Source organism: Psychrobacter sp. APC 3279, from assembly GCF_030407795.1.
Classification (GTDB): domain Bacteria; phylum Pseudomonadota; class Gammaproteobacteria; order Pseudomonadales; family Moraxellaceae; genus Psychrobacter.
On sequence record NZ_JASDCR010000021.1, the window covers coordinates 1 to 24,050 of the forward strand.

Here is a 24,050-nt window from a genome sequence, read left to right on the forward strand (position 1 = left end):
CCAGTTGTAATAGCTTGATGGCTTGACATCTAATACGTGACACATACAGGTGATGCTAAATATCTTCTGATTATCCTTGATAAAGACGTACTTCATCAACTGTGTTTCGCGAAGTACGCCGTGGCCTCATTCGAGCATAGCTCTCATCTTGCGTCCGGGCGAAGCAGTGCTTCGCTTTATCCTTCCTCATTTAGAATATCTCTCTCTTCCTGAGCAACTTTTAGATCACGTTTAAGACGTTTATTCTCTTCTAGTATAGCCATGAGCTCAGGATCATATTCTTTAGTACCGATCAGCTTGCCTTTATCAGCTTTGTTTTGCCAGTTAGATAATGTCTGCATGGCGATGCCAAGCTGCTTTGCAGTCGCTGAAACATTGCCATTATTATCTGCTATCTTTTTAACAGCTTCAGCTTTGAATGCTGCACTATAGGTTCTGATTTTCTTAGTCATGATAAACTCCTCATTGAGTCGTTAGTTTACCAAGTTTGGTTCTACAGTTTTTTCAGCATAGCTCAAATTGCTTCATTTGTTCCAATGATTGCATCCACTCGCTACGAGCTTCTTTAGTTTGGGTATCAGCAGTCCACACGTGCATACCTGATGTTACCGACACACCGCCGAAAACGGTTTTTGACTCTGGTACCCACATATATGCTTGATGGGTTCCCATCTCCTTGATTTCAATTTTGTGACCTTCTAGGGTCAGTGTAGACTGATCAAGTGTTTGCGGTACTGTGATCTTGGTAGGCGCATGTTTACCAAGGATTGGACCCCAATGCTTTAATTTTGCATCTTTAGTCGCCTCAATGTGTTCAATAATAGAAGGGCTAGACATAACCTTTACATTAGGGAAGGCTTTGACTAAAGGCTGAAGACCAAAATAGTAATCTGGATCGCCTGCCGTGATATAAATCATTTTTAGGTCTTTATTACTTTTTTTGATCATATCAACCAATGCTTCACCATCTTTAACACTAAACTGTGCATCGAACAAAATAGCATCTTTCTCGCCACTTGCCAGCACAGAAACCACTGGGAAAATAGCATTTTGATCAGGTTTATATGCTTGTAGTTGTAGATCGGCTGCGTTTGTTTGGGTTGCAAGCAGTAGCACACTGGCCGCCATAGAAGCTGTCATTAATTTTTTCATAATCTACCTGTATTTTCATTTGGATAAATAGACCGCGTTAATGGCGGTATTCGTTGTTAGTAGCTATTCTATTCGATTGTATTTCGTTTAAATACGCTATAATTCGGTATTTACTGTTTCAGTTTTCGCGCAAATAAGGATGTAGAGATGGATAGGCTGACCGCGTTGCAGGTGTTTGTCACGATCGTCGAACAAGGTAGCTTGAGCCGTGCCGCGGACAATTTAGACATGTCTAGAGCTAAGGTGACGCGCTATCTGACAGAGCTTGAGAGCTGGATGGATATGCGCTTATTACATCGCACGACTCGAAGTCTGAGCCTTACTGCACCTGGTGAGCAGACTCTTGAGGTGGCGTACCAGTTGCTTGAATTGACTGACTCGTTGGATCAGATACGTAATCAAAACACTTTGGAGCTAAAAGGTCAGCTGCGAATAACTGCCAGCTTTTCGCTAATTGATAGCCTTTTGATGGATGTGGTTGGTCGCTTTGTTTCTCACTGGCCGCAAACAGCGATTGATATTCTTACCACTGATGACTCGGTCAATTTAGTTGATGCCCGTATTGACTTGGCGATTCGTATCACCAATGACTTGGAGCCAAATGTCGTTGCCAGACGTATCGGTGAGTGCCACTCTATCGTATGCGCGGCACCTGAGTATTTACAACGGCGTGGCAGACCTACAGATGTACAGTCGCTTGTACATCACAACTGTCTATCGTTTGCGTATTTTGGACGGTCTGCATGGGTGTTTGACGGGCCAAATGGTTTAGAATCTGTTCCTATCTCTGGCAATATCAGCGCCAATATCTCTGAAGTCTTGCTCTCTGCCACGTTGTGTGGACATGGGATTAGTTTACAGCCATCTGGCGCAGTCAAATCTTTGATTGCATCTGGACAACTTATTGAGTTATTGCCTGAATGGAAACCCAAAACCTTGGGTGTTTATGTGGTTTATGCTAATCGAAAGCAGGTGACACCACTACAAAGAAAATTTATTGACTTTCTCGCTGAAGAAATAAAGTGTTCGCCTTATTGGTAGCAAGTAATGGATGGATCGATCGGAATGTTTATTTATACTATTTTAAAAACAATACAATAGATCAATAAGAAATTTTATTAAAAAACGTCAGAAAATCTATAGCAGAAACTCAAACGGTCAATAGCAACGTTACAATGATGCTTATTGACCATCTGATAATGTCTAGACTTCTCTATATCCCATATAGGCTGGCCAAGCCTGCTTATAGAATTGTTGTTCTTTTATATAGTCGCTATATCGTTGGGAGCTATCGCTATAAATATTTGAGGATAGTAATGTGTTTGTTGCCATGTTTGAATTTGGCAAAAGCACGCATTAAGGGATACAGTAAAATGCTCAGTGCAATCGCAATGAACCAAAGTGTACTGACGTCATTTACACCAAAATATTCTCCATGCGTCATACCGAACTGTTGAACGGCAAATACATACAGCAGTTTCAATACATAGAGATGTATGATATAAAAAAACATTGGCACCGAACCGATGACGACCAGTGGTTTTATCCATGATTTGGTTTCAATCTTTTGGAGCATCACTAATAAAGCCAGTCCTATACCCACATTCCACAATATAAAGAGTAACGATGGTGGATATTTAGTGAGATTCATAAAGCTCATGAAGGTTTCACTCAGAGTCGGCATCATCAGCCATGCTTGATCACCGTATACATTGGCCAGTCGCAGTACCACAAATAACGCGATACTCACCATGCCGAATGTAAGTAACGTACGATTTCTCTTTCGCACAGACTTAGAGTCACCGAATACAGATGTACCGATACAATAGCCTAGTATGATAACGCCAATCCAAGGCAGTACAGGATAAGAGGTTCTGAAACGAATCACCTCACCAAACTCAATCCAGCCGCGTTCATGAAGTATCAGCCACAGTTGATGCATCATAGGAATGTCGGCAAAGGAGACGGTATCTAATAAATTGTGCCTAAATATAATCACTAAGCTCAGTAGCCACAGCCACTTCTTAGGCAGACCAATAACCGCTGAGAGCGCAATCATACTGAAGCCAATCGCCCATATCACTTGGAGGTAAACTACATCAGGTGGAAATTGTGCTGTCCAAGCAAAATTAATGACAATCAGCTCCAAAAACACCAAAAAAAGCCCGCGTTTGATTAAAAATTCGCGGGTCATTTGAATACTATTGTGTTTGTGTTGGTACAAATAAGCAGACAGTCCCGTCAGTAACACAAAAACAGGTGCACATAAATGGGCAATCATTCGGCTGAAAAACAGGGGTTCATCCGTTCCTGGTATTACCATTGGATCAGGAACTTGATGGTGTAAGTAAAAGGTCTCTCGAACATGATCCACCATCATGATGAGCATCACAAGCCCTCGAAGTGCGTCAATCGCTTGTAACCGTTGAAAAGGTGTCGCCATACAATAGCCTTTGTATAGTTAAAATGAAACATTATAACATATCAATTATTAGCTACTACTGATTTAAGTACGTATTTTCGCAGAGGTGCTCACTCATTTGGATGTTTATGCTTGTCTTAACCTTTTATGCTGTGTCTGACCTAACGATAGCGTACCGCTGTTAAAACGGCGCGAAATTATCAGGCTGACTGTGCGTAGCAGTCAGTCCAACGTTGAGTGGCATCAATACGACTATTAAGCCCAACTCCTCGTGGTACTTGCATATTATCGCCATACAGCCAAAGCACCATATTGGTACGTTTGCCACTAGTGATTGGATGTGCGGCGTGTGGCACCGAGCCTCTATGAATAATCGCCATGCCAGGTTTAAATATGGCGCGTTTGGTTTGCCCTAAGTATCCTGTGTGCTCGTAGGCCGTATTATAGTATCCATCGTGTATCTCCAAATGTGTGAGTAAACCTTATAGGTGCATGCTACTATAATTAATGATTTTGATAATCAGCAGGTTTAGAGAAACAGTTTCAATAATTTTTATATAATGATGAGGCTAGCAGCAGCAAGCGATGGTGGTTGCTAAGTTAGACGTTAATTGAGCGAAGGCATGACGATGAAAAATTTGCAGGATTTACGTATTTTTATTGAGACCGCTCGCTTAGGTAGCCTATCTGCCTGTGCTCGGCACTTAGATCTGTCGCCTGCAGTTGTGAGTGCAGCGGTCAAGCGATTAGAAGCGAAAATTGAGACGGTATTATTTGTTCGCTCTACTCGTAGGCTGCGTCTAACTAGCAAGGGGGAGCAATATTTAAAGCATTGCCGAGATGCGGTGGCTATTTTAGACAACGCTTATGCAGGACTACATGACAATGATGCTGAACTGACGGGTACCATTCGACTGTCGGCATCATCAGATTTGGGACGAAACTTAATTTTGCCGTGGTTGGACGATTTTATAGACATTCACCCAAAAGTGACGGTGCAGCTACATATGTCAGACAGCTATGTGGACTTGTACGGTCAGCAGATTGATTTGGCACTACGTTACGGCGCACCCAAAGATTCATCACTGGTCGCATTACCCATAGTGTTGAATAATCGCCCTATACTGTGTGCGTCAAAGGAGTATTTGAGCAAAGTTGATAAGGATATTGGTATCCCAAAAATGCCGGAAGATTTGTCGCAGCATAATTGCTTACGTTTGGGGCATGATGAAAAATATTTGAGCGAGTGGACTTTTGAGAAAGCGGGCAAGACTAAACGTGTGGCAGTGGATGGCAATCGCAGAAGTAAAGACGGTGACGTTGTACGCCGCTGGGCAGTGGCGGGTAAAGGCATCGCATTAAAGTCTCAGTTAGATATCGCCGGCGATTTAAAGGCAGGGAGACTGGTCGAGGTGGAGTTGGACGGCTGGCAAGTGGCCAACTATCCACTATATTTGATTTGTCCAGAGCGGCGCTTAATCGATCCATTATTTAATGCGGTCAAAGAATACTTGATTGAACGGGTAGAGCAGGTATTAAGGTAAAACGAAAACTAATTATTACCCTGTTTGAACAGACGAGCAAAACAGCAATTCCTAGACAGTAATTACTTGATGGGTATTATAATTATTGCCATACCTTATCAAGCACCGTAAACCAGTTTTTTGACGTTACCTTTTCAATAAGTTGGTTTGAGAAGTGACGTTGTTGCATTCGCTCAATCAGCATAGAGATTTGACTGATATCAGATAACTCATCAGGTAGTAAGCAACCATCGAAATCAGAGCCAAACCCAACATGATCTTCGCCTAGATGGTCGATCAGATAATCGAGATGGTCGACAATCACATCGAGTGATGTTTGCGTATTACGTTGCCCATCTGCACGAAGAAACGCCACATCGAAATTCACCCCAACCAAACCATCGCTTTGTTTAATAGCAGCCAGCTGTTGATCGGTCAAGTTCCGTGCTTGCTGACATAGAGCATGTGCATTGGAGTGTGTCGCCACAATAGGCTGGCAGGCAATCTCTAGCGTATCCCAAAAAGCACGCTCATTCATATGCGACACGTCGATCAGCATATGCTTGTCATGACAGGCCAAAACAAGCGCTTTGCCCTGAGCAGTCAGACCAGATCCAGTATCTGGAGAGTGTGGAAAGGATGCATTCAAGCCATCACCAAAGAGGCTCTTTCTATTCCATAGTGGGCCAATGCTTCTAAGCCCCGCCTCATAAAACACATCCAGCAGGTCAGGCTGTATGGCTAAAAACTCAGCACCTTCCAAATGCAAAACGATAGCTAATTGTTGATTCTGCTGACAGGCTTTGATTTGTTCTAGCGAGGTGCAAATTTGGATTTGACCATCAGATCTTGCCTGTAATTGCTGTGCAAACGCCAACTGAGCGCAGCAAATATCGACGATTTCTTGCGGAGTAAAGTCTGAGTTTGTAGGAGTAAATAGTTTTTCAGGATGGTTGTTTTTCACATAAGCATAGGGCGGCAAGAAGATAGAAAATAATCCGCCCATCCAATTCGCTTCTTTGCAACGTTGTAAATCCAAATGCCCCGGTAACGTACCATAAATGAAATCATGCACTGGATCGGCAGCTGAACTTAGCCATAGACGAGTTAATAGATCATTATGACCGTCAAAAATTATGGGCTGGTTATTCATCATTAATCCGTAACCGTACGCGTGGGAATCAGTTGCTCTTGACTCATACTTAATCGTTTAGAGTTTTTAGGATTGCGAAAGCGCAGTTCTTCAAAAGGTACAGGCGTCTCGCTGTTGATACGCGCCTCCTCAATCAGGTAGTGATAAGGCGACTTGCCACAGACAGGATCGGCATTTTTGGCGTCCCCAGTTAGCATAAAGGCTTGGCAACGGCAGCCACCATAATCGCGCTCTTTATCTGGGCAGCTTTGGCAGATGTCGGGCATCCAGTCGTCACCGCGAAACTGATTGAAGCTTGCAGATTCATACCAAATATCTGACAGTGGAGTATGTCGTACATTAGGAAACTGTATTGGCATTTGTCTGGCAGCATGACAAGGTAGGGCTGTACCGTCTGGTGCGACTGTTAAGAAAATCTTGCCCCAGCCATCCATACAAGGTTTCGGACGTTCTTCGTAATAGTCAGGCACCACGAAAATAAGTTTGCACTTAATACCACGTTCTTCAATCTGCTTGCGGTATTCATTGGTAATGCGTTCAGCTCGGACCACTTGCGCTTTGGTTGGCAATAGACCTTCTATGTTTTCAAACGCCCAACCATAAAACTGACAAATAGCCAGCTCGACCGTGTCGGCTTCTAGCTCTAAGCAGAGATCAATAATCTGGTCAATCTGATCGATGTTTTGCCGATGAATGACAAAGTTAAGTACCATCGGGTAATCGTACTGTTTGACCAGACGTGACATCTCATACTTTTGCTCAAAGGCATGTTTTGAACCTGCCAAGGCATTGTTCACCGTTGGATCGCTGGCTTGGAAGCTGATCTGGATATGCTGAAGACCTGCTTCTTTTAAACGCGCAATCCGAGCTTCGGTCAATCCCATACCTGATGTTATCAAGTTAGTATAAAAGCCTTGATTGTGCGCATAAGCGACCAGCTCTTCTAGGTCTTGGCGAACCAGTGGTTCACCGCCAGAAAAACCAAGCTGCACCGCGCCCATTTTACGCGCCTGATCAAACACATCAAACCACTCTTGCGTCGTTAGCTCATCTTTATACTGAGCATAATCAATAGGGTTTGAGCAATAAGGGCATTGTAAGGGGCAGCGATAGGTCAGCTCAGCAAGCAGCCATAGCGGTAGGCCGACTGGCGTATTCATACTAAATCAATCCAATGTTCACGCTGGGCGACCAGCATATATTCGATGATGTCTTGCTCGATTTCGGGAATATCGCCAAACATAGCTTGCACCTTTTGGATAATATCAGCAATGGACGCTTGACCATCAATATGTTGCCCAATGATGCTGGCACTGTCATTGAGCTTAATCATACCCTCAGGGTAGAGCAAGACATACGCGTTTTGCGCAGGCTCAAACTGAAAACGATAACCGGGACGCCATACCGGTACGATGGATTGATCCAGCTTAGGTAAACTAGCAGGTATACTCATTTGAACAATCCTTTATGCCAGACATTGTCAGTGGTAACGCTTTGATAAGGGGCTTGGTTATGCACATAGGCCAAGCTCAATGAATCCAAAATCGTCCATAAGATATCGAGTTTAAACTGTAGGATCTCAAGCATACGCTCTTGTTGCTCAGCCGTTTTGAATGAGTTGAGTGTGATGGTCAGACCATGCTCAACATCGCGGCGCGCTTGACTCAAACGCGAGCGAAAATAGGTATAGCCTTCTTCCTTAATCCAAGGATAATGCTTGGGCCAAGATTCTAGACGCGATTGGTGAATCTGCGGGGCAAACAGCTCGGTCAGTGAGCTACTAGCGGCTTCTCGCCATGACGTACGCCGTGCAAAGTTCACATAAGCATCGACAGCAAAACGCACACCTGGTAGCACCAGTTCTTCAGAAATCACCTGCTCACGGGTCAAACCAACTGCCTCTGCCAGACCCAACCATGCTTCACGACCGCCGCCGTCAGGATAGACGCCATCTTGATCAATCATGCGCTGAATCCATTCTTGACGCACGCGCTGATCAGGACAGTTCGCCATAATGGCCGCGTCTTTCAATGGGATATTGATTTGGTAATAAAATCGATTAGCGACCCACGCTTGGATCTGCTGCTGTGTCGCCTGTCCTTCATGCATCATGATATGAAAAGGATGGTAAATATGATAATACTGACCCTTAGCCATAATCGCTTGTTCAAACGCTTCTGGACTTAGCGCTGTGTTTTCTTCTTGCATTGTTCTCACCTTACGATTGCTATCTTTGCCTTACCGTTTGTCTTAAAGCTCAATCTGCATACCATCAAATGCTACTTCAACACCATGTTGTTTTAATGTCGCGGCCTGTTCAGACTGTTCATTTAATATTGGGTTGGTATTATTGATATGGATCAGCACCTTACGAGCGTTATCGAGCTGATCTAGATAATACAATGAGCCGTCTTCACCACTAATATGTAAATGCCCCATGTCTTGGCCAGTTTTGGTACCGACGCCGCACTCTTGCATTTCATTGTCTGTCCATAGGGTGCCGTCAATCATCACGCAATCAGAGGCTTTCATGATATGCATAACATCATCGTCAATTTTGCCCAAACCTGGCGCATAAAAGAGTTGTTTTTGTGTTTTTACATCTTTCACAATCAGCGCAATATTATCGCCATCATGTGGATCATTGCGATGCGGCGAATAAGGCGGTGCAGAGCTTCTAATCACTAAAGGCGTCAACTCTAAATTGTCAAATCCTTCAATCTTAAACGTCTTTTCTGGATTAATTTGATTATATTGCAAGCCGCCATTCCAGTGTTTCAACATGTTAAAGAGAGGAAATCCTGTCGTTAGATCTTGATAGACCATGTCAGTACACCAAACAGGCATCGGACAACCTTCACGCAGAGTCAATAGCCCCGTCGTATGGTCAAGCTGACTGTCCATCAAGACCACATTGGTGATGCCCGTATCTCTCAAATGACGTGCTGGCTGTGCTGCCTTGAACTCAAATAATTGTTGGCGGATATCAGGGGACGCGTTGAATAAGATCCAATCCACACCATTTTCTGATATGGCGATTGAGGATTGGGTACGAGTTTTTGCCTGAATCGTGCCTTGACGAACACCGTGGCAATTGTCGCAGTTACAGTTCCACTGCGGGAAACCACCACCAGCAGCTGAGCCTAAAACGTGAATATACATAAATCAATATTTCCAAAAAAATAAAAGCCCTAATCATCTAGGGCTTTTAATGGATTGAGTGCTAATGAGTTTTAGCGTGCTTCGAAATACATAGTAACTTCGAAACCGATACGAATGTCTTGAAAAGCTGGTTTGGTCCACTGCATGGGATTACTCCGGAACGATCTTACTATTTAAGAAGTAAGATTAATAAAGTGAATGAGTGATAAAGAGTAGTATAAGCGGCCCCCCGCTGTCAATTTCTTAGATGTTAGTAAAGCGTTAACGAGCATCGATTAAGCAGGCTTTTATAGCATAAATGAAAGCTGTTTTTTCGTGCTAAAAAGACAGTGTATCGAGCATAAGATTAAAAATATCTTTGAATAGATTGAGTATAAATTCTAACTATAAAAAATCTGCTTGAAGTGAGTCAGGCGTATTCCGAGAACTTATGAGTTATACAGATATATTGCAAAAACCGAATTTATCTATAAAGTAATAGTTTAACTTGATAGATATTGGAGGCTTAAGATGATTGCTGAATTACAAGGCAGTGAGTTAACCAAAGCCATCTTGGGAAATGTCAGCAACTATGTATGGTGTGCTGTCAGCAACGTTAGCGATGATTATGCTATCGCAACCATAGATAATGGTTACTACGAATTATTGGTTCCTATTGCAGCTTTCAATAACGATCAGTTCGTTTGTGATAAAGGTGATCTATGGGAGTATGCTGTCTCAGTAAAGAGAGTGGCGCTTACTCAAGATGATGTGGGGCTATAACTCATTATTAATATAATGACTGTTACGTTCTACATACAGATTAGTTTTACAGCCTATGCATGAAAATCTACCATCTGTCTACAACTTCTTGTTCTAGCTGACAATACATCTGTACTATCTATTTATAAGCTCATCTGTCTAACCACCAATATTTTTTAACGATAGATAAAACAGGTTCGAAGATGCTCAAGTAATTGCTGTTATTAAGCCACTTGTTTAGCTTACTAATCATTGTCATTGAATAGGAGTAACAACATGGATACAGTAATTGTTGGAAGCGAATTGACTCGTTCAATGCTTGAGGATGGTCATCAAAGTATATGGTGTGACGAGAGTGATGAAAATGCTCTAGAAGATCAGGTAGGTAATGACTTCACATCTCGCATTGTGGCTTTTGAAGATGGCCAGTTCTATTGTACGGGCGGTATGCCTTGGAAGTATGCAGTGCCAATTGAGATAGTGGCATTGACGAAATATGACTTTTCTCTTTAGTGAACAACATAACTTAGATAAGTTTGGATAGTTATCGCTGAAAGCAAACCCTAATATTAAGATATTTAGTTAGATAAAATGCGCGACTGACAAGGCCATTCAAGCGATGCAACATAAAGCTTGAATGGCCTTTTATGTTTTGGAGCCAGTTTGAAAGCTATCTATTATTTCAAAAAATCAGGCTGCATAAAGGCTGGGTTTGGATACGTATAAAATCCTTCACCAGTCGCGAATCCTAGTTTGTTTTGATCGATTAATTGCTCTTTTAAATATTGAGCAGCCTTGAATCTCACAGGGTTTTGAGTTTTTTCAGCAGATAGTTTTGTAATGTTGTAGGCAGTGTTGATACCGATAGTGTCCAATATGGCAAAGGGACCTGACGGCGCGCCAGTTACTATCATCCACGTTTTATCTATCGTATGTGGATCGGCAACTTCTTTTGCAACCAACTGCAAAGCTGCATCTATAAAAGGCGCCAACAAACTGTTCATGATATAGCCGGGTTGCTCCTTATCCAGCGGCATTGCCACCATACCGATGGCAGTAGCAAAAGCAACAACCTCATCAAATACTTTAGGATCTGTCCCAGGATGTCCCATGATTTCGGCGACATTATGCATCCAAATTTTATTGGCAAAATGTAGCGCTAAAAACTGAGCAGGTCGTCCCGTTGATTCTGCAAACTGGCTAGGCAGTAAGGTTGAGGTGTTGGTCGCAAAGATGGTTTTCTCTGGCGCTAATTTGGCAAGTTTTTCATAAAATTCGATTTTAATTTCAGGAATTTCGGGTATGGCCTCAATCATTAGGTCAGCATCTTTGACCGCTTCTGCTAAATCTGAGGTGTAGCTGAGATTATCAAAAGCCTTATCCAGTTGCTCTTGAGTTGCTCTCAAATCCTTTCTAAAGGCCTTGCACATCAATTGAAATTTTGACTTTGCTTTTTCTAAAACCTCATCATTGATGTCATAGACACTGACATTAAAACCATGAAATGCGGCCTGAAAAGCAATCTGATAGCCTAGGATGCCGCTTCCCGCGACAGTTACATTTTTATACGTCATTGTATTTATTTCCTAATAGTAGTGGATATAAGTTGCTAGATAAATGTCTAGAACTTATAGACCTATTATTAGATTGTTTTATCTTATTATTCAACCTTCATTTTTATAAAAACATTAAAGAAAACCCAAAAATATCGCTATGCAGGTATCAGATAATTTCACATCACTTGACTTATTATTTTATTAAACAATTCAAAAGTTTAATAATAATATTACTAACTTTACACCTGAGTATTTTATGATAATTGAAGGCTAGTTTCATATCAGAACGACATTTTTAATGACTGTTGATGTCAAAATCCTATCTACGTGAAGAATGACATAAGCAGTGATGTAGGAAGAAAATCGCATTTAACGTATTAAACATGCAAGGCAGGCTATTATCCCTATCATTATTCTTACGTATGAACCCGTTGACACATTCGAAGGTTTACACCTGTATCATGCGCCATTTTTCAACTATGCCATGCGCGTAAGGATTGCATTAGCGGAGAAGCAGCTAGAGTGGACAAGCCTATTGATCTGTCTAAAGGTTATTAGCAGTAGTAAGCCTGTTTTTGATGTAATGATTCTCGCAGATGCGCTACAAGCAGTTTCAATTTTTGGTCCGGTTGCCGTGCCTTGGGGTAAACCGCATACATGCCCATTTTCTTTCGTGTAAAGCGTTGCAAAATCTGAGTGAGCGTGTTTTGCTGCATCTCTTCATAAACAAGCGCTTGTGGTAAAAAGGCAATACCTAGGTCGCTGAGCGTGGCTTGTTTAATCGCATTAAGATGATTGCTATGAAACCGACCCTGTACAGGAAGCAGTTGCTCCGTGCCATCTATATATAGCGGCCATATACCATTCGCCGTATGATCAAACTTATAGACCAAACACTCATGACTCCGTAATTGTTCAGGGGTTTGAGGTGTACCGTGTCGCTCTAAATAGTCTGGTGTTGCACATATGACCCACTGGCTATCTATAAGACGTCTTGCAATGAGTGATGAGTCTTCAAGCTCTGCTGTCCTTATCGCCAGATCAAATCCTTCTTCTATCAAATCAACCAATCGATTGGTAATCTGTAAATCTACTGATATTTCTGGGTGTTGTTTACAGAATTCGGCAATGGATTCACTCAATATTAGATTTGCAGAGACTGCTGGCATGGTTATACGTATGTTACCTTTCATGTCCTCACCGTAGCCTGTCACAGCATTTTCAGCTTCCTGAAAGGCAAATTTAGCGATTTTAGCTTTGTCATAAAGCGTCCTTCCTGCATCGGTTAAGCTTAACTTTCTGGTTGTTCTATAAAGTAGCTGAGCATTTAAGCTCTCTTCTAATCTTGCAATGCGTTTGCTTACCACTGAATTCGTTAATGACAGCTTTTCAGCGACCCGAGAAAATGACCCTTCATCAACCACTTGGACGAATAAAACCATATCGTCAGCTTTGCCCATACTTGTTCCCCAATTGGTGTAATACGTTTTAGATTATAGCAAAAAAAGAAAATAACATTGTCCTTTGATGCAATATATCAATGTATTGACAAGGCGTAGAATATTTTAGGGAATTTTGAATATTTAATCGATACACTGATGAGCAATTACTGTGTAAGACGGTTCAAAAGGGTCTAATCACTATTTTTACCTACCGTCTATTATGTGTTGTTCTGCGGGATTATCGTCATGGCTGCCATTTATATTTTTGGTTTTCAAGGGCCTTTAGCGTCATGAGTGACACACAATCACTAAATAAAGAGCGTCATATGCCGTCATTAAATAGAGCTTCATCAAACCTTTTCTCATCAAATATAGCGCATCAAGACACACTCCATCCTGAGCAAGTGTTAGACAAGCTAACCCATTTACTGGGAGTCAGCAATGTACAGGCTGATCCAGAAAAAAATGAACACTATAGAGTGGGGTGGCGCTCTGGTGGCGGCAGCGCTTTGGCTGTTTTGTTTCCGCAAACGTTGCTGGAGATTTGGCGTAGTCTAGAAATATGTGTGGAAGGCGACTGCATTATCATCATGCAAGCGGCAAAAACAGGGCTGACTGAAGGCTCAACGCCGAGCGGTCATGACTACGATAGGCCAGTGGTGGTGATTAACACCCTTGCAATGAACCAGTTGTATTTGGTGAATGATAACGAGCAAGTGATTAGCTTACCTGGCGCCACGTTGCACCAGTTGCAAAGTCAGCTTAAAGCCGTAAATAGAGCACCTCACTCGGTCATCGGCTCATCGACGTTAGGTGCGTCTATTATTGGCGGTGTCTCTAATAATTCAGGTGGGGCACTGGTTAAAAGAGGCCCTGCCTATACCGAGCTTGCTTTGTTTGCCCAAATAGACAAGCACGGTCAGCTAGTGCTGGTTAATCACCTAGATGTGGAGTTGGGCGATACCCCAGAAGAAATACTTACTAACCTACAAACAGGTAATTTTGATAAAAGAGCATTACCTGACACTGGTAAGATGGCATCTGACAAAGAATATATCGCCAGAGTCAAAGACGTTAATGCAAGTACGCCAAGTCGTTTCAATGCAGATAAGCGAAGACTGTATGAAGCAAGCGGCTGCGCTGGTAAGCTAGCGGTATTTGCAGTGCGTCTTGATACCTATCCAACAGCTGTAAAAGAGAAAACCTTTTATATAGGTACCAACAGTGTGAGTGAGCTTGCACAGCTCAGAGGACAAATGTTATCGAGCTTCGATAATACCCCTGAAGTGGGTGAGTACATGCATCGTGATATATTCGATGTATCCGCTAAATACGGTAAAGACACGTTCTTAAGTATTAAGCATCTTGGTACCAATGCCTTACCTCGACTGTTTTCTATCAAAGGCGCTATGGATGCAAAATTCCATAAATGGTCATGGATGCCAAAGCATTTCACTGACAAAGTCATGCAGTTCATCGCCAATATATTTCCAAAGCATTTACCGAAGCGAATGCTAGAGTATCGCGACCAATATGAGCATCATCTCATCTTAAAAATGAGTGATGATGGCATAGCAGAAGCACAGGATTTTCTAAAGGTATTTTTCGACGCTTCAAATACGGGTAGCTATTTTGAATGTAGTCAAGAAGAGTCAGAAAGCGCCTTTTTACATCGCTTTGCCGCTGCAGGTGCCGCATTACGTTATGAAGTCATACATGAAAAAGACGTCGGCGACATATTGGCATTGGATATTGCTATACCACGTAACGAATTAGAATGGCTCGAAACGCTACCTGAAGACATTGAGCAACACTTAGAGAAGAAACTGTATTACGGGCACTTCTTTTGTTATGTATTTCATCAAGACTATATTTTGAAAAAGGGTAGTGATGCACCTCTTGTTAAAAAGATGATGTTAGCGCTACTGAGCGCACGCGGAGCCAAATATCCTGCTGAGCATAATGTCGGGCATCTATACGAAGCGGAACCTGATTTGCAGAACTTTTATGCAAGCTTGGACCCAACCAATACCTTTAATCCAGGTATTGGTAAAATGTCGAAAACCAAACGCAATTGCTCGTGTTGTTTATAACTGAACTCTAAAACTGGCCATGGGCTGATTCTTTATCAGTAGCTAAGTAGCTGAATATTTCAGTGTTTGTCTATTATAAATGTTCAATACACCCTCAGAAGCACTGCCGATTGGTAGTGCTTTCTTATTATTTCTAGGTAAATGCATCAGTGTCCTCGAGTTCAGAAGCATATTTGTTCAAAATGATTTTGTTATCTATTGTTAAATACCAGTCGATGCTATGTATAATGCAGCACTAGCATAGCTTTCACTTAGTATGGCTTTCACTCATATGCCTTTAATAAGAAGATTACATTATGTCAAACAAGCGTCCTTTATATATTCCTGTTGCTGGACCCGCTCTTTTAGAGACACCTTTACTGAATAAAGGTAGTGCTTTTTCATCAGAAGAACGTAGTAGCTTTAATTTAACGGGGCTATTACCTCATAATATTGAAACGATTGAGGAGCAATCATTACGTGCTTATCATCAACTGAGCTCATTCACTGACGCGATGGATAAGCATATTTACTTGCGTAACATCCAGGATACCAATGAAACCTTATTTTATCATCTGATTGAGCAGCATATCGAGGAAGTCATGCCGCTCATTTATACCCCAACCGTTGGTCAGGCGTGTGAAAAATTCTCGCAAATTTATCGTCGTAAACGGGGTTTGTTTATCTCATATCCTGAGCGTCACAAAATCGACGATATGCTACAAAATGCCACCAAACAAAACGTCAAAGTGATCGTTGTTACTGACGGTGAACGTATATTGGGTCTGGGGGATCAAGGTATTGGCGGTATGGGCATTCCAATCGGTAAGTTGTCTTTATACACGGCTTGTGGTGGTATTAGCCCCGCTTACTGTCTACCTATTTTGCTGGATGTCGGCACCAATAACCAACAGCTACTTGACGATCCTATGTATATGGGCTGGAGAAATCCGCGCATCTCTGGCGATGAATATAATGAATTTGTAGAATTGTTTATTCAAGCCGTTAAGCGCCGTTGGCCAGAAGTGTTATTGCAATTTGAAGATTTTGCTCAGGAAAACGCGACCCCGTTATTGAATAAATATCGTGATCAGCTATGCTGCTTCAATGATGATATTCAAGGGACTGCTGCGGTATCGGTTGGTACTCTAATTGCAGCGTGTCTAAATAAAGGTCAAAAACTTAGCCAACAGAATATCGCATTTTTAGGCGCAGGATCTGCGGGTTGCGGTATTGCTGAGCATATTATTCGCCAAATGCAGCGTGAAGGTTTGACTGAAGAGCAAGCTCGTAGTCAAGTATTCATGGTTGATCGCTATGGCTTATTGACAGATGGCATGACAGAGCTGCAAAAATTCCAAGAACCATTAGTACAAAAAGAATCAGCTATTGCAAGCTGGGACAAAAGTAAGAAACTCGGCTTAGCGCAAGTGGTTAAACAAGCAAAAATCACCGTATTATTTGGTGTTAGCGGACAAAAAGGTCTGTTCACCCAAGAAGTGATCGAATCGCTATGTGCTAATACTGAGCACCCAATTGTACTACCACTTTCAAATCCAACGTCTCGTGTGGAAGCAACGCCGCAAGAAGTCATGAATTGGAGTAAAGGTAAGGCAATTGTTGCAACGGGTAGTCCGTTTCCTCATACCACTTATAACGGTCAGACTTTTGAGGTTTCTCAGTGTAATAACAGCTATATTTTCCCCGGTATTGGTCTGGGTGTTTTAGCAGCCCGTGCGACAGGTATCAGCGATAATATGCTAACGGCGGCAAGCCAAGCCCTTGCAGATATATCCATGGAATACGAAAAAGCACCTGGTGCCATACTACCGCCGATCAGAGTTATCAGAGAGATCAGTGAAAAAATAGCGTATGCAGTGGCACTGCAAGCGGCTCAAGATAAACTAGCACTACCTATCACATCGGAAAATTTACAACGCCGATTAAAAGCGAACTTTTGGTTACCTGAATATCGTAACTATCGCCGTACTTCTTTCTAAGTTAGAGATTAGATAGTTAGCTATTATCAATATTGCAAACACCATAAAAAATCACCTTAACTTGAACAGTTAGGGTGATTTTTTTCTATGCATTAATATAAAACTATAAGGTCTGTATGGTCGCTTATTTTGGTGGTGAGTTAGTCAACGCCTTGATAATTTCAGATATTTTAAAGGTATTCTAAGAGGTGTTAGTCGATACCTCTATCGTTAAGGTATGGAAGGTCAGGGTGTATTATCGACACGCAATAAAAAACCCTTGTAGCATAAGGCTTACAAGGGTTTAATCGGTACTAATCATATCTTAATTGGTGCGCCCACCAAGACTCGAACTCGGATCGATCGCTTAGGAGGCAACTGCTCTATCCTGTTGAGCTATAGGCGCATTATGGAGTGACATTGTAGAAAAAAGCAGTCATAAAAGCAATCAACAAAAGATAAATAAAGAAAATTTATCCTTACTCACCATTGCTAAGCGCGTCAGTGACATCTACAGCGTGATCACCTGATGCACTTTTTGCCTGTGAGGTTGGTTTAAATAAGTCATTTACACTGTTCTTATAACCACTTATATTCTCATAATCATATTTTTTTAGTATATCTTGACCTGTGCTCGATAGTAAAAAATTACGGAAGCTAATAGCAGTTGTATCGTCTGTCAGGATGACACCTTCAAGCGCTTGTTCATCTTTTAGCGCATAGTTAAAGGGATTTAGAGTGTGTATCTTTTTATCTTTATTATGCATACGGGTATCATTATTCTTGTCAAAAGCATCATTTGTACCAACACCCTCAATGCTTTTTTGACTTTGACCATTTCTATCTTGTGCCTGTTGCAATTCTGACTGTAGGAGTGATACCCGTTCTGTAGATAGGCTATCGTCATTGGTAATAATCATATCTGTATCAAACACAAAGTCAGAGAGTTTGTCTTTGGTCGAACCACTACTTGGTACTGTGAGAAGGTCGTTAGAGGAGACATAGCTCGCTAGCACTTGCACGTGCGGATAACGAGATTCAAAGCTCACAATGATATCGTCCAAAGGTACCTGTAACTTCTCCTCTGCTCGAATATATAAAACACTGTCAGCAATCTCTCTTGAATCATCACCTTTCGTACTAGGGTCTGCTTCACTTTCACTTGCCATGATTGGCAATGGGTCTGTGTTTTTTCGATTACTGGTCCACAACCAAATAAAGACCGCGATAAAGATTGTGAGCAGCAGCAAGATTAGCCCAGCCAGCAGTAGTTTGTAGTCTTTCATATATTACTGCTCTTTTATTATTAGTTGATTCATAGCAAATTTTATATACAGGGTGGTATCTAGTTTTTAAAGCTTTTGTTCTAGTACTTCATCGGTCAATTCAGCCAACATGTCTGCAAAGATATCCGTGTCCGCAGAAGGGGTGGATACTTGTTCTTCATTAACTTCACTATTTTCATCAGTATGGTCATTGGTTTGGCGATTTATTAGAGAATCAGATCGGTCATTTAATACTTTGGCAGGCGTAGTAGTTTGATGCGCTGCTAACGGCGATTCACCGGTTAACAATCTGTCTTTTAACCATCTAAACCCATGTGCCTCCCACCATGCTTCGAAACGTGGCAACGTGCTACCACGTACCGCTACAGGGAGATCTAGCGTTCTCAATTTCTGCGCAAGTACAGGGTCGCTGATAGCTTGATGAATGCTCAAATAAAGTGAGCTACTATCATCCGTATAGGGTCGTCTGTTTTGCCATGATCTGTCATCGATTTTCATACGTGGCAGTTGCCACAACTCACCGCGATAATACACGACGTATAAGCGTTGTTTTGGATGGACAAAAATGGCATCAATGGGACGCAATGGCATAATATTAAGTAATCCCGTCAATAGAAAGTATTATTTAGATACAGGTTGTAAAGGCCAATTCAAAAACCACAATGAGATTATTTCATAGTAAATATGAATGATAGTATAAAACGACACTAAATGTCGCAAGATTATTATAATATCGGCATCTACACTAGTAAACGATAACCATCAATGGCACACTGATAGCAAATTTGGCAAGTCAACGTTATCAATGGATATGTAGAATTTGCTACTATGATTGTTTTTGTTTATGGCACTCATGCTAGCAGAAATGCATCATAGTAACGACCATCAAACATGGATTGATGAGTATCGATTTTTGTTTTGTCTGGACGTCTTATAGCGTTTTTGACATTGGATACAGACATCTCATCATAAATGAAGCCTTTTTTATTAATCCTAATATCTCACCTTTATTGCAATCAGATTATTGTCTATGTTCACTATTATTCAGTCGCACCGTACCGAAAACCTCGTTGATCAATTGCTTGTACAATACCAGTCCAAGGATCAGCCGGTTTTTGAACCCTTCATTGTCATTGTACCGTCAATGGTATTGGGTGATTGGTTGGACAAAACTATTGCTAGCCGTGCTGGTATTAGTACTTTGGTGCGTACTAAATTTTGGGGTCAGTATCAATGGACGCTGATGCAAGATGTATTGACCCGCCATAATGCATACTTACTGGCACAAAACCCTGAAGCGACAACTCTAAACGTGCCGGAAGTGGCGGTGTTATCACCGACAGTAATGCAGTGGCGATTGTTTGGATATTTGACTTATTATCAAGAGACAATCGTTGCAGATGAAAAGCATCCAGTTCATCCATTGTTAGCGTCTTTAATTGATGACCCACAGGCAAGCACTCAACAAGACAGTTTACAACAGGATAAGGCACAACAAGATGCCCGTATTTGGCAGCTGGCAAGCGATTTGGCTAGGGTGTTTAACCGCTATTTGACTCACCGTGAGGATTGGTTGGCGCTATGGTCGCAAAACAAGCCGTTGAGCGTAAGTGAGTTGATAGCAGATAAAGACGCCTTATCCCTTCGCTTTGATAAGTATGCGCGCGGCACGCCTGAGTGGTTGGTCGAGCATTATGTTGAGTTAGAAGTCGCCCAACGTTTTTTATGGTCGCATTTGTTTGCTGATGTTCATCTACACCGTGTGGCACTGGAGCGTACGTTTTGGTCGGCTTTAAAAGGTAATAAGGCGAACGAACGTGCTCAGTTGCCAACCATACTGCGTATTTTTACCATCCAGCAACTGCCACAGACCGAGCTCGACTTTCTACAGCGCTTGTCACAATACATGAATATCACGCTATTACATTACAATCCATCAAAGCTGTTTTGGGCAGATATCGTCGATAAATCATGGTTACAACGCCAGCAGATTATCAACCCTGAGAGTGTGTTCTTGCGTGATTATGGTCACAGTTTGCTGTCACGTCTCGGTAAGCAGTCGCGCGATGCGTTTGCGATGCTTGCCAACTTATCAGGTAATGAGCAATACGACGATGCGCTAGTCGAATGGCAAGATAACTTTGATAATGGTGTAGATGATGCGCTCGGTCATTACGAGTATGAAAGCATAGAGGATGCTGATAAAGCGGTCAGTACTCAAGATACGCAAGGTAACCTGAGCTTATTAAAACGTTTGCAAAATGATGTATTGATGCTTGATGAGCAATCTACTCAGCAGGCGATAGCCGCTACAGTCTCACAAGCGGTAAGTAAGCAACTAGAGTCAAGCTTTGATGAAGAAAAGCCAGAAATGGCTTGGTATGAAGATGAAGCGTTAGAGAATAAGCGCTTTGAGAAAGACCGTTTTTGGGCAATCTCTTCTCAAGATAATAGCCTAAGCATTCATTCGTGTCATAGTTTGCAGCGTCAGCTTGAAGTATTACGTATTATGATTGGTCGTTGGCTAAATGAACCTATCAAACTAGGTGAAAAGAAACGCCATATCTCCGACATTGTTGTGCTGCTACCTGATGTTGAACGTCATCATGCATTGATTGGGTCTATCTTCGTCAATGGTAAGGGTCAAGACGGCTTGACTTTGCCTGCTAAAGTGACTGGTGTTGTTGACGCCGATATTCGCCAGTTATGGGAAGCGATTATCGGTTTTTACAAACTATTGGGTAGCCATAGTGCCCGTTTTGAAGCAGCTGAAGTCTTAGACTGGTTGATGTTACCGCCCTTGTTTGAAAGCTTTGGACTGACTCATGAGCAGATGAGCCGTGGCTGTGATTTGTTGGTAGAGGCGGGCTTTATTCGCGGTTTTGACGAGCTGCATCTTAAACAAACGTTGGACAGTAATGACTATGACTATCGCTTTAGCTTTGCACAGGCGTTAGACAGATTGACCTTAGGTTTGGTCATGCCAGAGGCTGGGTTGAGCGACTGCTTATATGATCTAAATGACGATGAATGGCCAAGTACAGCTTTACCAGAAATGACCTTGCCGTTACCACAAGTGAGCCTAAATGATGCGTTGATTGTTGAAGCGCTTTGCCGCATTTATACTGGTTTGGTTGCACGACGTGAGGATCATACACAAAAAATGAAAGCGGAAGATTGGCTCGATCAGATTGAGACACAAGTTATCCATCGCTACTTTGGTGATGTGGATCAAACGCGTACCATGCGCGCCATCTACAACGCGATGAATGGCTTTAAATCAAGTCTGCGAGCCAATCGTCACTATAGGCAGTACGCTAGTGGTGATGTCGACAACAGAGAAGTGGAGCAAAGGCTGGCAGGTGTGGAGCAATTGCCGCTTAAGCTGAGCTTTATGCTAGACAGTATCGAAAACGAACTTGAAAGTCAGCAGGTCAGTGCCGAGCCAACTGGGGTGATTACTTTTGGTCGATTCGGTGCACTAAGAAACGTGCCATTTGAGCTGGTGGTTATGCTCAATATGGATCTCTCTGAGTTCCCAGGGCGTGATCGTGACAACCGCTATGATTTGATGAAAGCGACCAATGCCCGCCGTGGTGATAGAGTTAGTGAAGATGATGACAACGGTGCATTTTTAGATGCGCTACTGTGTGCGCGCAGTTCTTGCTGGATGTTCTATAACGGTCAAAGCTTGACGGATACTCATGAGCATCTGCCTGCCAATCCAGTGAGCGAGCTATTGCAATTCCTACAAGGCGAGGTGCAATGGCAGGTGAACTCGCTTGAAACATTACCTGAGAATATTGATCCCACCACCGAAAGCCTCAAGCGCTATTTGCCTAAGTTGATTAAGCAGTGGCTAGTGACTGAGCATCCTGCACTTCCTTTCCATGAGAGTCTGTTTGAGACAGAAATTGAAGGCACTGATGTTTCCGAGCAAGCATCTCCTGATATTGGTGACAATGCTAATGCCAACGTTAATGCCAATATTAATATCAATGCTCAGGATACCAGGCCTGTCGATATGATTGATGAGCTGGATACTTTATTAAATACAGCCATGCGCAAAACCAAACTGGCTCAGAAAAAGCAGTTTCCGCCTGCACCGCTTTGGCAAGCGGTGTTTGACACATTAAAAGGCCGAATATCTAGTGAGCATAAAGAGTTGGTAGGCTTACCCACGAAGGCGCAGTATGAGTCAATCGCTCAGGTGTTGGGTCAAGGCTTGGGTCAGCTAGGTCAAGTAGACAATCAAACCTTGTCTGCATTGGCTGAATTGTTGGGGTTCGACACAGTTGTTGATGCTCCTAGCGATGTCAGTGGCATGACAGAGGTGCTCATCCAAGTGTTGTCCGATAGCATATTTAACATAGGAGAGATAGATATTGAAGGGGCATTGGCTTACCAAGTGCGCCATCCTGCCAAAGCATTCTTACGGTCTCAAAAGGTGCATGTGGTACAAGGTGAAGAAGCATTGTCGCAGCAAGAGCCGCTATTCTTAGACAGTTTAACTACCTATCAAATCAAAGATCATTTGATTAAACAATTGGTTACTGATGAGAATAAGAAGAATGATAGTGATGCAGCGGATAAAACTACCACTCCAATTCTGATGTATCAAAAAATTATGCCCGCTGGTGTTGCTCGCCAAACCACGCTACCCAATCAACAGAAGAAACTGCAACAGCAATGTCTAGAGTTCAAAGAGCAGTTAACGGCTAATGGCTTTGATGAAAGCAGTATTATCAACGAGAGTAAGGCAGATAGTAGCAGTGTATTACAGCTACTGACGCCAACTGCCGAGCATCCCGTTCAAATAGAGCTAAAAAATATACTTAGTAGCACTGACAACGAGTCAAAGCACCAGACGAATATAGACGGTATGAAAACACTGCTTAAGCTGTTGCCAAAAATCATTAAGATCAAAGGCTCAGTACCAATATTGGCACCCATATCAGTTACTCAGGCGAGCGTGCCTTATGCTCAGCAATCACCCAAGCAGTGGTTAAATATACTGCCCAATTCTGCCAGTCCTAGGCATTTACTCAAGTTTTGGTTGTCACATTTATATTGGCAAGTGGCTAGACGTACCACTACCGAGCAAGTAGCCTCAAATGATGGCGTAAGTATTTGGCGTTTTAATAAGCCTAGCTCACAAGTCAAAAAGTATGACAAAGTCATCGCCTTTAAACTAAGCCCGATTGTATATGAAGATGCAGTCATTGAGCTGATAAAATGGGCAGTTTTTGGCAAGTTAACGGGTCAAGTACCCATTACTTTATTACCAGAATATGCACTTAACTACCTTGATAAGTATCTAAAGCCTGAAGAAAGTGACGGTAGTAGCTACTGGCCAAAACGGGCCGACTTCTCCGACTGGTTAAGACCTAACTATAACTCAGACACGGTATACGATACTTGCTCGCAGCATGCTATTTGGCAGTACGTGCTACGTGACCAAGATGCGTTTAAGGCGTTATCATCAGCGTTGACTACATTAGCCCAGCCACTGTATGAGCCGATGTTTAACGCGTTAACTAACTTAGATAGTTAGCCCATTAT

The 24,050-nt window shown here is 42.3% G+C and carries 20 protein-coding genes, 1 tRNA gene and 2 pseudogenes; 7 read left to right on the top strand and 16 right to left on the bottom strand.

The window, feature by feature from the left end:
* From QL898_RS11355 to QL898_RS11365, 3 genes and pseudogenes are all read right to left on the bottom strand, one after another.
* Positions 1-150 (bottom strand): annotated as a pseudogene (locus QL898_RS11355) (IS3 family transposase); the annotation flags it as partial.
* Positions 151-191: 41 nt separating this feature from the next.
* Positions 192-452, bottom strand: a pseudogene (locus QL898_RS11360) (transposase); the annotation flags it as partial.
* 52 nt (positions 453-504) lie between these two features.
* Positions 505-1,152 (bottom strand): MBL fold metallo-hydrolase, encoded by a 648-nt coding sequence (locus tag QL898_RS11365; protein WP_290176883.1) that lies wholly within the window; start codon positions 1,150-1,152, stop codon positions 505-507.
* A gap of 147 nt (positions 1,153-1,299) precedes the next feature.
* Here QL898_RS11365 and QL898_RS11370 point away from each other — a divergent pair, with 147 nt between their 5' ends.
* Positions 1,300-2,193, top strand: a complete 894-nt coding sequence (locus tag QL898_RS11370) for a LysR family transcriptional regulator (protein WP_290176884.1) — start codon at positions 1,300-1,302, stop codon at positions 2,191-2,193.
* A gap of 253 nt (positions 2,194-2,446) precedes the next feature.
* Here the strand turns inward: QL898_RS11370 and QL898_RS11375 are convergent, their stop codons facing one another.
* A complete protein-coding gene (locus QL898_RS11375; RefSeq protein ID WP_290176885.1) occupies positions 2,447-3,595 on the bottom strand; it encodes a heparan-alpha-glucosaminide N-acetyltransferase domain-containing protein in 1,149 nt (382 codons plus the stop codon).
* A gap of 179 nt (positions 3,596-3,774) precedes the next feature.
* A complete protein-coding gene (locus QL898_RS11380; protein ID WP_290176886.1) occupies positions 3,775-4,041 on the bottom strand; it encodes a hypothetical protein in 267 nt (88 codons plus the stop codon).
* A 156-nt stretch (positions 4,042-4,197) separates the two neighbouring features.
* Between QL898_RS11380 and QL898_RS11385 the strand changes: the two genes are divergently transcribed.
* Positions 4,198-5,118, top strand: coding sequence for a LysR family transcriptional regulator (locus tag QL898_RS11385; protein WP_290176887.1), 921 nt, complete (start codon positions 4,198-4,200; stop codon positions 5,116-5,118).
* A gap of 82 nt (positions 5,119-5,200) precedes the next feature.
* On the opposite strand, the gene QL898_RS11390 is transcribed toward QL898_RS11385, so the two are convergent.
* The 6 genes from QL898_RS11390 to pqqA all read right to left on the bottom strand — a co-directional run bounded on the left by QL898_RS11390 (position 5,201) and on the right by pqqA (position 9,558).
* Positions 5,201-6,250 (bottom strand): dipeptidase, encoded by a 1,050-nt coding sequence (locus QL898_RS11390; RefSeq protein ID WP_201547116.1) that lies wholly within the window; start codon positions 6,248-6,250, stop codon positions 5,201-5,203.
* Positions 6,251-6,252: 2 nt separating this feature from the next.
* On the bottom strand, positions 6,253-7,410 hold the full coding sequence (gene pqqE, locus QL898_RS11395) for a pyrroloquinoline quinone biosynthesis protein PqqE (RefSeq protein ID WP_201547114.1): 1,158 nt from the start codon (positions 7,408-7,410) through the stop codon (positions 6,253-6,255).
* Positions 7,407-7,703 carry a pyrroloquinoline quinone biosynthesis peptide chaperone PqqD gene (gene pqqD, locus QL898_RS11400; RefSeq protein WP_290176889.1) on the bottom strand — a complete coding sequence of 99 codons (297 nt, stop codon included), beginning with the start codon at positions 7,701-7,703 and terminating at the stop codon, positions 7,407-7,409. Before pqqD ends, pqqE begins: the two co-directional genes overlap by 4 nt.
* Positions 7,700-8,458 (bottom strand): pyrroloquinoline-quinone synthase PqqC, encoded by a 759-nt coding sequence (pqqC, locus tag QL898_RS11405; protein ID WP_290176890.1) that lies wholly within the window; start codon positions 8,456-8,458, stop codon positions 7,700-7,702. Before pqqC ends, pqqD begins: the two co-directional genes overlap by 4 nt.
* 42 nt (positions 8,459-8,500) lie before the next feature.
* Positions 8,501-9,412, bottom strand: coding sequence for a pyrroloquinoline quinone biosynthesis protein PqqB (gene pqqB / locus QL898_RS11410; RefSeq protein ID WP_290176891.1), 912 nt, complete (start codon positions 9,410-9,412; stop codon positions 8,501-8,503).
* 71 nt (positions 9,413-9,483) lie between these two features.
* On the bottom strand, positions 9,484-9,558 hold the full coding sequence (gene pqqA, locus QL898_RS11415) for a pyrroloquinoline quinone precursor peptide PqqA (protein WP_082894360.1): 75 nt from the start codon (positions 9,556-9,558) through the stop codon (positions 9,484-9,486).
* 364 nt (positions 9,559-9,922) lie between these two features.
* On the opposite strand from pqqA, the gene QL898_RS11420 reads away from it, so the two are divergent.
* Together QL898_RS11420 and QL898_RS11425 are read left to right on the top strand one after the other, a co-directional pair.
* Positions 9,923-10,174, top strand: coding sequence for a hypothetical protein (locus tag QL898_RS11420; protein ID WP_290176893.1), 252 nt, complete (start codon positions 9,923-9,925; stop codon positions 10,172-10,174).
* Positions 10,175-10,429: 255 nt separating this feature from the next.
* Positions 10,430-10,666: a hypothetical protein gene (locus QL898_RS11425; protein ID WP_290176894.1), complete on the top strand. Its 237-nt coding sequence runs from the start codon at positions 10,430-10,432 to the stop codon at positions 10,664-10,666.
* Between the two features lie 164 nt (positions 10,667-10,830).
* Here QL898_RS11425 and QL898_RS11430 read toward each other — a convergent pair whose 3' ends face one another.
* Together QL898_RS11430 and QL898_RS11435 are read right to left on the bottom strand one after the other, a co-directional pair.
* On the bottom strand, positions 10,831-11,727 hold the full coding sequence (locus QL898_RS11430; protein ID WP_290176895.1) for a 3-hydroxyacyl-CoA dehydrogenase: 897 nt from the start codon (positions 11,725-11,727) through the stop codon (positions 10,831-10,833).
* A 536-nt stretch (positions 11,728-12,263) separates the two neighbouring features.
* A complete protein-coding gene (locus tag QL898_RS11435; RefSeq protein WP_290176896.1) occupies positions 12,264-13,169 on the bottom strand; it encodes a LysR family transcriptional regulator in 906 nt (301 codons plus the stop codon).
* 272 nt (positions 13,170-13,441) lie between these two features.
* Between QL898_RS11435 and dld the strand changes: the two genes are divergently transcribed.
* Together dld and QL898_RS11445 are read left to right on the top strand one after the other, a co-directional pair.
* Positions 13,442-15,244: a D-lactate dehydrogenase gene (dld, locus tag QL898_RS11440; protein ID WP_290176897.1), complete on the top strand. Its 1,803-nt coding sequence runs from the start codon at positions 13,442-13,444 to the stop codon at positions 15,242-15,244.
* 296 nt (positions 15,245-15,540) lie between these two features.
* A complete protein-coding gene (locus QL898_RS11445; RefSeq protein WP_290176898.1) occupies positions 15,541-17,223 on the top strand; it encodes an NAD-dependent malic enzyme in 1,683 nt (560 codons plus the stop codon).
* Between the two features lie 309 nt (positions 17,224-17,532).
* On the opposite strand, the gene QL898_RS11450 is transcribed toward QL898_RS11445, so the two are convergent.
* From QL898_RS11450 to QL898_RS11460, 3 genes are all read right to left on the bottom strand, one after another.
* Positions 17,533-17,608 (bottom strand) — tRNA-Arg (locus QL898_RS11450).
* Between the two features lie 73 nt (positions 17,609-17,681).
* Complete coding sequence (locus QL898_RS11455; protein ID WP_201547099.1) at positions 17,682-18,488, bottom strand: hypothetical protein; 807 nt, start codon at positions 18,486-18,488, stop codon at positions 17,682-17,684.
* A gap of 66 nt (positions 18,489-18,554) precedes the next feature.
* Positions 18,555-19,079: a hypothetical protein gene (locus QL898_RS11460; RefSeq protein ID WP_201547098.1), complete on the bottom strand. Its 525-nt coding sequence runs from the start codon at positions 19,077-19,079 to the stop codon at positions 18,555-18,557.
* Between the two features lie 439 nt (positions 19,080-19,518).
* Between QL898_RS11460 and QL898_RS11465 the strand changes: the two genes are divergently transcribed.
* Positions 19,519-24,042 carry an exodeoxyribonuclease V subunit gamma gene (locus tag QL898_RS11465; RefSeq protein WP_290176900.1) on the top strand — a complete coding sequence of 1,508 codons (4,524 nt, stop codon included), beginning with the start codon at positions 19,519-19,521 and terminating at the stop codon, positions 24,040-24,042.
* Positions 24,043-24,050 lie beyond the last annotated feature (8 nt).

Bases quoted from the DNA above. Each gene is read 5' to 3' on its own strand.
- QL898_RS11365 (WP_290176883.1), bottom strand. From the start codon at position 1,152: ATGAAAAAATTAATGACAGCTTCTATGGCGGCCAGTGTGCTACTGCTT.
- QL898_RS11370 (WP_290176884.1), top strand. From the start codon at position 1,300: ATGGATAGGCTGACCGCGTTGCAGGTGTTTGTCACGATCGTCGAACAA.
- QL898_RS11375 (WP_290176885.1), bottom strand. From the start codon at position 3,595: ATGGCGACACCTTTTCAACGGTTACAAGCGATTGACGCACTTCGAGGG.
- QL898_RS11385 (WP_290176887.1), top strand. From the start codon at position 4,198: ATGACGATGAAAAATTTGCAGGATTTACGTATTTTTATTGAGACCGCT.
- QL898_RS11390 (WP_201547116.1), bottom strand. From the start codon at position 6,250: ATGAATAACCAGCCCATAATTTTTGACGGTCATAATGATCTATTAACT.
- pqqE (WP_201547114.1), bottom strand. From the start codon at position 7,410: ATGAATACGCCAGTCGGCCTACCGCTATGGCTGCTTGCTGAGCTGACC.
- pqqD (WP_290176889.1), bottom strand. From the start codon at position 7,703: ATGAGTATACCTGCTAGTTTACCTAAGCTGGATCAATCCATCGTACCG.
- pqqC (WP_290176890.1), bottom strand. From the start codon at position 8,458: ATGCAAGAAGAAAACACAGCGCTAAGTCCAGAAGCGTTTGAACAAGCG.
- pqqB (WP_290176891.1), bottom strand. From the start codon at position 9,412: ATGTATATTCACGTTTTAGGCTCAGCTGCTGGTGGTGGTTTCCCGCAG.
- QL898_RS11420 (WP_290176893.1), top strand. From the start codon at position 9,923: ATGATTGCTGAATTACAAGGCAGTGAGTTAACCAAAGCCATCTTGGGA.
- QL898_RS11425 (WP_290176894.1), top strand. From the start codon at position 10,430: ATGGATACAGTAATTGTTGGAAGCGAATTGACTCGTTCAATGCTTGAG.
- QL898_RS11430 (WP_290176895.1), bottom strand. From the start codon at position 11,727: ATGACGTATAAAAATGTAACTGTCGCGGGAAGCGGCATCCTAGGCTAT.
- QL898_RS11435 (WP_290176896.1), bottom strand. From the start codon at position 13,169: ATGGGCAAAGCTGACGATATGGTTTTATTCGTCCAAGTGGTTGATGAA.
- dld (WP_290176897.1), top strand. From the start codon at position 13,442: ATGAGTGACACACAATCACTAAATAAAGAGCGTCATATGCCGTCATTA.
- QL898_RS11445 (WP_290176898.1), top strand. From the start codon at position 15,541: ATGTCAAACAAGCGTCCTTTATATATTCCTGTTGCTGGACCCGCTCTT.
- QL898_RS11455 (WP_201547099.1), bottom strand. From the start codon at position 18,488: ATGAAAGACTACAAACTACTGCTGGCTGGGCTAATCTTGCTGCTGCTC.
- QL898_RS11460 (WP_201547098.1), bottom strand. From the start codon at position 19,079: ATGCCATTGCGTCCCATTGATGCCATTTTTGTCCATCCAAAACAACGC.
- QL898_RS11465 (WP_290176900.1), top strand. From the start codon at position 19,519: ATGTTCACTATTATTCAGTCGCACCGTACCGAAAACCTCGTTGATCAA.